Genomic DNA, 8,478 nt, shown 5'->3' on the forward strand with positions numbered 1-8,478 from the left:
ACGACGTTGTTCAGTGGTACGAAGCCCGCGGCGCCGAAGTAGTTCGCGAAGTCCTGCAGCCCGTAGGTGCAGTCCTCGATCGCCTGCTCGCGGGTGTCGGCGAGGTGGACGATTCCCAACACCCGCCAGTCCTTGCGGTCCGGTGTCTCGCATCCCGATCTCGTGGCCTGATCGCCGACGATGTCCCACGTCGTCTCCACGGCGGCGACGCCGCCGGGTACCGACATCGACAGCGAAAGCAGTGAAGTGCCGAGCTGACCTGCCAACCTCGGCCCCGATGGCGATACCATTGCCGCACAGGCGATTTCGGGGTATGGCCACGTGTAGGGCCCGATGTGCAGAGCGGCATCGCGTAGCGTGAAACCACTCCGTGGCGCGGCTGATCCTCTCATCGGGCGGCGGCGCGAAAGAGCGCGAGGATCGCCTCGAGTGACTCCTGCATCATCGGTCGCTGGTCGACCGGGTCGATGCCCATCATGTATGCATCCGACGGCAACGCGCCCGGCCCCGTCCCGAAGATCACCCGGCCGCGGGTGAGGTGGTCGAGCAGCACCCACCGGTCCGCCACCATCAGCGGGTGGTGGTACGGCAGTGACATGACACCGGTGTCGAGCCTGATGTGCTTGGAGCGCTCGGCGGCCGCGGCGATGAAGACCTCCGGGCAGGCGATCAGCTCGTACCCGCCCGAGTGGTGTTCGCCGAACCAGGCCTCGTCGAACCCGAGCCGGTCCAGGGCGACGGTGCGCTCCAGGTCGTATTCCAGTGCCGCGGTGGGGGATTGGCCGACGGGGTGAAACGGTGTGATGAAGACGCCGAAGTCGAGCGGCTTCCCGGATGGCGCGCTCACTTGAGCTCCAGTCCGTCGATGAACTCCACTAGCGCGGCATTGACCTCGGCGGGTCTCTCCTGCTGCAGCCAGTGCCCTGCGCCTTCGATCAGCACCTCCTGGTACGGACCTGACACGACGTCGCGCACCCGGTCGCGCGGCGTCATCGCCAACGCCGGGTCCTCGGTGCCGCCGATGAACAGCGTCGGCACGTCGATCGTCGGCGACGGCGTGGCCTCGGTCAGTTCCCAGTTCCTGTCGAAGTTGCGGTACCAGTTCAGCGGTCCGGTGAAGCCGCCCTCGGTGAACTCGGCGACGTAGTGGTCCACCTCGTCCTGCGTGATCCACTCCGGCCTGCCGTCGGGTTCGGGCAGCCGCTCGATGAAGCCCTCGGGACCGGGCGTCGCCATCTGCAGGAAGACGTTCGTGCCGTCGGCCGAGCGGATCCCGCCCATCAACCTGCGCATGGTGCGGGCGGGGTCAGCGCCGAGTTCGGCGTCGGCAGGTCCCGGTTCCTGGAAGTACAGGATGTAGAAGAAGTTCTCGCCGAAGGCGCTCCGCCACAGCTCGGTCGGAGGGGAGGGTGGGCGCGGCACCGGCGGGACGCTCAGTGCCACGCACGCCGAGACCCGGTCCGGATGAAGCAGCGGGAAGTTGGTCGCCACGATGGAGCCCCAGTCGTGCCCCACGATCACCGCGCTCTCTGCGCCGACGTCGTCGAGCAGACCCACGATGTCGCCGGTGAGCTTCACGATGTCGTAGTCCTCGATCGCGGGCGGCCGCGACGATCCGCCGTAGCCACGCTGATCGGGGGCCAGGACGTGGTAGCCGGCCGCGACGAGGGCCGGGATCTGGTGACGCCACGAATAGGCCAGTTCGGGAAAGCCGTGGGCGAGGACGACCACCGGTGCGCCGCGCTCACCTGCCTCGGTCAACCTCAACGTCACTCCGTTGGTGTGGACGAACCGAACGGTACCCATTCCCCGGTCGCTGAGCTCTCCCCCGCAAGCGGGGGGACCCCCAGCACCGCTAGATGTGCTCACCGTCTCAGCCAAGCACAGGCCGGCGGTCCGGCGCCGAGTTCTGTCCGTTCGCCCTCGGCGCACCTGCCGGGAACTGCCGGTCGTTGGTCTAGCGGTAGCCTGAACGAACCCAACCTGTGCTTATCGGAAGGACGTGGCCGACACATCCGTCGCTGGCCGAAGACAACCATGATTCAAAGACGACGACGAATTAAAGACTGACGATGAACCGGAAGAACGTCATCCGCACCCTCACCGCGATAGCGGTCGTGCTCCTGTTGGGTTGGTCCTTCTTCTACTTCAGCGACGACACCCGCGGCTACAAGTCCGTGGACACGTCGGTGGCGATGAGCCAGATCAACGGCGACAACGTCAAGTCCGCGCAGATCGACGACCGTGAACAACAGGTGCGCCTCGACCTGAAGAACGGCAACGGCGACACCCAGAACAGCGACAAGATCATCGCGAAGTACCCCACCGGCTACGGGGTGCCGCTGTTCGACGCGCTGAGCACCAAGAACGCCAAGACCAACACGGTCGTCAACCAGGGCAGCGTCGTCGGCTCCCTGCTCATCTACCTCCTGCCGCTGCTGCTGCTGGTCGGCTTGTTCGTGATGTTCTCCCGCATGCAGGGTGGCGGCGGCCGGATGGGCTTCGGATTCGGCAAGTCGAAGGCCAAACAGCTCAACAAGGACCTGCCCAAGACCACGTTCGCCGACGTCGCAGGCGTCGACGAGGCGGTGGAGGAGCTCTACGAGATCAAGGACTTCCTGCAGAACCCGACGCGGTATCAGGCCCTCGGCGCCAAGATCCCCAAGGGCGTGCTGCTCTACGGCCCGCCCGGTACCGGCAAGACGCTGCTGGCCCGCGCCGTCGCCGGTGAGGCGGGGGTGCCGTTCTTCACCATCTCAGGCTCGGACTTCGTCGAGATGTTCGTCGGCGTCGGCGCCTCTCGGGTCAGGGACATGTTCGAGCAGGCCAAGCAGAACAGTCCGTGCATCATCTTCGTCGACGAGATCGACGCCGTCGGCCGCCAGCGCGGCGCAGGCCTCGGCGGTGGGCACGACGAACGCGAGCAGACGCTCAACCAGCTGCTGGTCGAGATGGACGGCTTCGGCGAGCGTCAGGGCGTCATCCTGATCGCGGCGACCAACCGGCCCGACATCCTAGACCCGGCCCTGCTGCGGCCCGGCCGGTTCGACCGGCAGATCCCGGTGTCCAACCCCGACATCGCGGGCCGGCGTGCCGTGTTGCGGGTGCACTCGCAGGGCAAGCCGATCGCGGACGACGCCGACCTGGACGGACTGGCCAAGCGCACGGTGGGCATGTCCGGCGCGGACCTGGCCAACGTCATCAACGAAGCCGCGCTTCTGACGGCGCGCGAGAACGGGACCGTCATCGCAGGGGCGGCGCTCGAAGAGGCCGTCGACCGCGTCGTCGGTGGCCCCCGCCGCAAGGGCCGCATCATCAGCGAGCACGAGAAGAAGATCACCGCCTACCACGAAGGCGGCCACACCCTGGCGGCATGGGCGATGCCGGACATCGAGCCCATCTACAAGGTGACGATCCTGGCGCGCGGGCGCACCGGCGGTCACGCCGTCGCCGTGCCCGAGGACGACAAGGGCCTGATGACCCGCTCGGAGATGATCGCGCGCCTGGTGTTCGCGATGGGTGGCCGCGCCGCCGAGGAACTGGTGTTCCGCGAGCCGACGACTGGCGCGGTGTCCGACATCGACCAAGCCACCAAGATCGCCCGCGCCATGGTCACCGAGTACGGCATGAGCTCCAAGCTCGGCGCAGTCAAGTACGGCACCGAGCACGGTGACCCCTTCCTCGGCCGCACCATGGGCAACCAGGCCGACTACAGCCACGAGGTGGCGCGCGACATCGACGACGAGGTGCGCAAGCTGATCGAGGCCGCACACACCGAGGCGTGGGACGTGCTCACCGAGTATCGCGACGTGCTCGACATCCTGGCCGGCGAATTGCTGGAGAAGGAGACGCTGCACCGCGCCGAGCTCGCGGCCATCTTCAAGGACGTCAAGAAGCGTCCCCGCCTGACCATGTTCGACGACTTCGGTGGCCGCGTGCCGTCGGACAAGCCGCCGATCAAGACACCGGGAGAACTCGCGATCGAGCGTGGCGAGCCGTGGCCGCCGCCGATGCCCGAGCCCGCCTTCAAGGCGTCCATCGCCGCGGCGAGCCGGGCGGCCGATGCCAATAACGGTTCCAACGGCTCGAGTGGCAACGGATCCGGTGCTCCCACCAACGGCGCGGCGCCCAACGGCGCACCGGGCGGAGCCACGCAGCCGAACTACGGGGCGCCCGCAGGCTGGCACGCGCCGGGCTGGCCACCGCAGAATCCGGGCCAGTATCCGCCTGCACCGCCGTCCGGCTGGGCGCCGCCGAACCAGGGCGGCTACGGCTATCCGCCGCCGTATCAGCCCTACCCCCCGTATCAGCCGTACCCGCAGCCGCAGCCGGGGCAGCCCGGCCCGCGTGGTAGCGCGCCCGTCAAGCCGCAGGCGCCGAACCCGCACGACGACAAGGGCTCCGAAGATGGGCCCGCCACGCCGCCACCCGGCTGACAGGAACGGAAGGCTCCGATGACGAAGCCCGGTTCGAAGACGAACTCCGCCACGGTCAACAATTCGCACCCCTTCGTTCCGGCGGAGTTCGACCAGGAGCGCGCCGAGAAGGCCGTCCGGGAGTTGCTGTACGCGATCGGCGAGAACCCGGAGCGTCCCGGCCTCCTCGATACACCCGGCCGCGTGGCGAGGGCGTATCGGGAGATGTTCGCCGGGTTGTACAGCAATCCCGACGACGTGCTCAACACCACGTTCGACGAACAGCACGACGAACTGGTGGTGGTGAAGTCGATTCCGATGTACTCCACCTGCGAGCACCATCTGGTGGCCTTCCACGGCGTCGCACACGTCGGCTACATCCCAGGGATGGACGGCCGGGTCACGGGTTTGTCGAAGCTCGCCAGGGTGGTCGACCTGTATGCCAAGCGGCCGCAGGTGCAGGAGCGGCTCACCGGTCAGGTCGCCGACGCGGTGATGCGCAAGCTGAATCCGCGCGGTGTCATCGTCGTCGTCGAAGCCGAGCACCTGTGCATGGCGATGCGCGGAGTCCGCAAGCCCGGAGCCACCACCACGACCTCGGCGGTGCGCGGGCAGTTCAAGACCGACTCCACCCTGCGTGCCGAGGCGCTGGATCTCATTCTGCGCAAGTGAACGCGACGCGCATGCAGGTGATGGGGGTCGTGAACGTCACCGACGACTCCTTCTCGGACGGCGGTCTGTTCCTGGACCGTGACCGTGCCGTCGAACACGGACTCGCCCTCGCCGCCGCCGGAGCCGCGGTGGTCGACGTCGGCGGCGAGTCGACGCGCCCGGGAGCCACCCGGGTCGACGCGGCCGTCGAGAGCGCCAGAGTGTTGCCGGTCATCAAAGAACTTGCCGGACAGGGGGTCACGGTCAGCATCGACACGATGCACGCGGCCGTCGCGCGCGCGGCGCTCGAGAACGGCGCGAAGATCGTCAACGATGTGTCCGGCGGCCGGGCCGATCCCGCAATGGCGCCGTTGGTCGCCGAGGCGGGCGCGCCGTGGATCCTCATGCACTGGCGCTCGGTCGACCTGGACAACCCGCACGCGGTGCCTGCGTATGGCGACGTGGTGACCGATGTCCGGGACGAGCTGCTGGCGAGCGTCGACGCCGCGGTCGCCGCGGGTGTCGACCCGACCAAGTTGATCATCGATCCCGGACTGGGCTTCGCGAAGTCTGCCCAGCACAACTGGACACTGTTGGCGGCGCTGCCGGAGTTCGTCGGCACTGGCATCCCGGTGCTGGTCGGCGCCTCCAGGAAGCGCTTCCTCGGAGCGTTGCTCGCGGACGGTGACGGCGAGTTGCGGCCGCCGGACGGCAGGGAGACCGCCACCGCGGTCATCTCCGCATTGGCCATGATGCACGGGGCGTGGGGCGTCCGCGTGCACGACGTGCAGGCATCCGTCGACGCCCTCAAGGTGGTCGAGGCGTGGGAGGGTGAGCAGCATCGTGGCTGATCGAATCGAGTTGCGCGGCTTGACTGTTCGCGGCAACCACGGCGTATTCGACCACGAGCGGCGCGACGGTCAGGACTTCGTCGTCGACGTCACGGTCTGGCTCGACCTCGCCGCCGCCGCAGTGAGTGACGACCTCGCCGACACCGTCGACTACGCAGCGTTGGCGCAGCTGGCCGCCGACGTCGTCGCTGGGCCGCCGCGCAACCTCATCGAAACGGTCGCCGCCGAGATCGCCGACGCGGTGATGGCCGACGGGCGGTTGCACGCCGTCGAGGTCGTCCTGCACAAGCCCGATGCGCCGATCCCGCTCACCTTCTCCGACGTGGCGGTGGTGGCGCGGCGGTCGCGGCGCAACGACCGCGGCACCCGTTGACTCGCGGCATCCGATGACTTCCGTCGTGCTCTCGATCGGCTCCAACATCGGTGACCGCCTTGCGCATCTGCAGTCGGTGGTCGACGGTCTCGGCTCGTCCGTGCGCGGCGTTTCGCCGGTCTACGAGACCGACGCATGGGGAGGGGTCGAGCAGGGGCCGTTCCTCAACGCCGTGCTCATCGCCGACGACCCGTCGCTCGACTGTCACGGCTGGTTGCGGCGAGGTCAGGAAATCGAACAAGCGGCCGACCGCAAGCGCGAACGGCATTGGGGACCCAGAACTCTCGACGTCGACGTGATCTCCTGCCGAGACGGCGAATCCGAGGTGTCCAGTGACGACGAGGAGCTGACGTTGCCGCACCCGTACGCCCATCAGCGGGCCTTCGTGCTGACCCCGTGGCTCGCCGCCGACCCCGAGGCGACGTTGGCGGTGAACGGTGCGACGCGACCCGTCGCGGAGCTGCTGGCCGAACTGGATGCGGCGGAGCGGGCCGGCGTACGTCTCGTGGATCTCGCGCTGGTGACCTGATGGGGCCGACGCGCAAGCGCGACCTCGCGGTCGGGGCGGTCCTCGTCACGGCCGTCGGCTACGTCGTGGTGAGCCTGTCGTACCGGTGGTTCCCGCCGATCACCGAGTGGACGGGGCTGTCGCTGCTCGTCGTAGGGGCGGCGGAGGCCGGCTGGGGTTTTCACGTCCGGTCGAAGATCGGCGAGGGCAGGATCGGCGACGCTTCGGGCTGGCTGCACCCGCTTGCCGTGGCACGTGCCGTGATGATCGCGAAGGCATCGGCATGGGTGGGCGCCCTTGCGCTCGGCTGGTGGTTGGGAGTGCTGGTCTACGTGCTTCCCAAACGAGGTGTGTTGAGGGTCGCGGCGGCGGACAGCGCGGGCGCCGTGGTGGCGGCCCTGAGTGCGCTGGCATTGGTGATCGGCGCGCTGTGGCTCCAGCATTGCTGCAAGTCGCCGGACGAGCCACCGGAGGACGCCGACGGTGCCCCGGGGTAGCTGCCGTGAGCAGCTGCTGACCAGTATGAATCGCCGAAGCGGTCGTCACGCGATGCGGCGTGTCACAGGTACAGTCGGCGCATGACCGTACCGACTCGTGGGGCCCGCGCTCGTCGCGGAAACCGCAGGCCGGGGTCGTTGCTGTTGACGACGTTGCTGGTGCTCGCCATCGTGGCAAGCTCGGTGCTGGTCTTCACCAACAAGGTCGAGCTTCTCAAGCTTGCCGTCATCGTCGCGCTGTGGGCGGCGGTGGTCGCGGCGTTCGTGTCCTTCATCTACCGGCGGCAGTCCGACATCGACCAGGCGAAGTCGCGCGACCTCAAGCTGGTGTACGACCTGCAACTCGATCGCGAGATCTCCGCGCGTCGCGAGTACGAGCTGTCGATCGAGTCGCAGTTGCGGCGCGAGCTCGCCTCGGAACTGCGCGCCGAGACCTCCGATGAGGTGGCCGCGCTGCGCGCGGAGCTGGCCGCCCTGCGCGCGAACCTCGAGATCATCTTCGACACCGATCTGCAGAGTCGGCCTGCCATCGAAACCGAGCGCACCACGGTACACACGTTCGGGGACTGGGGCAGCGTCGGTCAGGGTGTTGCGGCGCCGGAACGCGGCGACCGGAGCATCGGTCCCGGGCGGGTCATCAGCAGCCGCATCGACACCGAGGCGCCGGAGGACTTCGACGCAATCACCGACCCCAAGACCGAGGAGAGCCCGATCATCGACGTGCCAGCGGTACCGCAGCCGCCGGACGACCATTGGTCCCTGCAGAACCCGGGTGGTGCACACCGCAGGCCGTCAGAACCCGAATCCGTCGAAAGCGGGTGGCGAGCGCCGCGCCAGGAGCCACCGCCCTGGCAGGAAGGCCGGCGACGCGCACCCGAGCCCAGCCCCGCACCGGAACCCGTCCCGACGTCCGACGTCCGCGGGCCGTGGACTCCGGCGCCGCCACCGCCACCGCCACCGCCGCAGCAGCCACCGCATAGGCAGGAACCCGAACCCCCCGAGCGCCCGGCGGCCAGGTACGTTCCGACGGGAACCGAATGGCGCCCGGCGCCCGCCGAGGGGCAGTACATCCCGGCCGGAAGTCCAGGAAGCAATTGGGCCGCGCCCGCAGGGGAGAACGGTACGTCGGCACCTACCGCGGACGGGGGCGAGGGGCCAGCCACTGCACCACCCGCGCCGGTGA

The 8,478-nt window shown here is 68.6% G+C and carries 8 protein-coding genes and 1 pseudogene; 7 read left to right on the forward strand and 2 right to left on the reverse strand.

The window, feature by feature from the left end:
• Together QOI01_RS36590 and QOI01_RS36595 are read right to left on the reverse strand one after the other, a co-directional pair.
• Window positions 1-847: pseudogene (locus QOI01_RS36590) on the reverse strand (LLM class flavin-dependent oxidoreductase); the annotation flags it as partial.
• Window positions 844-1,806 carry an alpha/beta fold hydrolase gene (locus tag QOI01_RS36595; RefSeq protein ID WP_526389215.1) on the reverse strand — a complete coding sequence of 321 codons (963 nt, stop codon included), beginning with the start codon at window positions 1,804-1,806 and terminating at the stop codon, window positions 844-846. The pseudogene QOI01_RS36590 and the gene QOI01_RS36595, both read right to left, overlap by 4 nt.
• A 266-nt stretch (window positions 1,807-2,072) precedes the next feature.
• Between QOI01_RS36595 and ftsH the strand changes: the two genes are divergently transcribed.
• The 7 genes from ftsH to QOI01_RS36630 all read left to right on the forward strand — a co-directional run.
• Window positions 2,073-4,436, forward strand: coding sequence for an ATP-dependent zinc metalloprotease FtsH (gene ftsH / locus QOI01_RS36600; RefSeq protein WP_526389217.1), 2,364 nt, complete (start codon window positions 2,073-2,075; stop codon window positions 4,434-4,436).
• An 18-nt stretch (window positions 4,437-4,454) separates the two neighbouring features.
• Entirely contained in the window at window positions 4,455-5,087 is a 633-nt protein-coding gene (folE, locus tag QOI01_RS36605) for a GTP cyclohydrolase I FolE (RefSeq protein WP_526389219.1), read from the forward strand.
• Between the two features lie 11 nt (window positions 5,088-5,098).
• Window positions 5,099-5,917 carry a dihydropteroate synthase gene (folP, locus tag QOI01_RS36610; protein WP_526389229.1) on the forward strand — a complete coding sequence of 273 codons (819 nt, stop codon included), beginning with the start codon at window positions 5,099-5,101 and terminating at the stop codon, window positions 5,915-5,917.
• The gene (gene folB, locus QOI01_RS36615; protein WP_526389221.1) at window positions 5,910-6,290 is read left to right on the forward strand and encodes a dihydroneopterin aldolase; all 381 of its coding nucleotides are present in this window, start codon (window positions 5,910-5,912) and stop codon (window positions 6,288-6,290) included. Before folP ends, folB begins: the two co-directional genes overlap by 8 nt.
• Window positions 6,291-6,303: 13 nt before the next feature.
• On the forward strand, window positions 6,304-6,819 hold the full coding sequence (folK, locus tag QOI01_RS36620; RefSeq protein ID WP_526389223.1) for a 2-amino-4-hydroxy-6-hydroxymethyldihydropteridine diphosphokinase: 516 nt from the start codon (window positions 6,304-6,306) through the stop codon (window positions 6,817-6,819).
• Window positions 6,819-7,295, forward strand: a complete 477-nt coding sequence (locus QOI01_RS36625; protein ID WP_526389225.1) for a DUF3180 family protein — start codon at window positions 6,819-6,821, stop codon at window positions 7,293-7,295. Before folK ends, QOI01_RS36625 begins: the two co-directional genes overlap by 1 nt.
• 81 nt (window positions 7,296-7,376) lie before the next feature.
• The coding region (locus tag QOI01_RS36630) for a DUF6779 domain-containing protein (protein ID WP_526389227.1) at window positions 7,377-8,478 on the forward strand (1,102 nt) is incomplete at its 3' end.

Origin of the sequence: Mycobacterium sp. (assembly GCF_032162605.1) — a bacterium.
Classification (GTDB): Bacteria; Actinomycetota; Actinomycetes; order Mycobacteriales; family Mycobacteriaceae; genus Mycobacterium.

Coding starts and splice junctions, on each gene's coding strand:
- QOI01_RS36595 (WP_526389215.1), bottom strand. CDS start 1,806: ATGGGTACCGTTCGGTTCGTCCACACCAACGGAGTGACGTTGAGGTTG.
- ftsH (WP_526389217.1), top strand. CDS start 2,073: ATGAACCGGAAGAACGTCATCCGCACCCTCACCGCGATAGCGGTCGTG.
- folE (WP_526389219.1), top strand. CDS start 4,455: ATGACGAAGCCCGGTTCGAAGACGAACTCCGCCACGGTCAACAATTCG.
- folP (WP_526389229.1), top strand. CDS start 5,099: ATGCAGGTGATGGGGGTCGTGAACGTCACCGACGACTCCTTCTCGGAC.
- folK (WP_526389223.1), top strand. CDS start 6,304: ATGACTTCCGTCGTGCTCTCGATCGGCTCCAACATCGGTGACCGCCTT.
- QOI01_RS36625 (WP_526389225.1), top strand. CDS start 6,819: ATGGGGCCGACGCGCAAGCGCGACCTCGCGGTCGGGGCGGTCCTCGTC.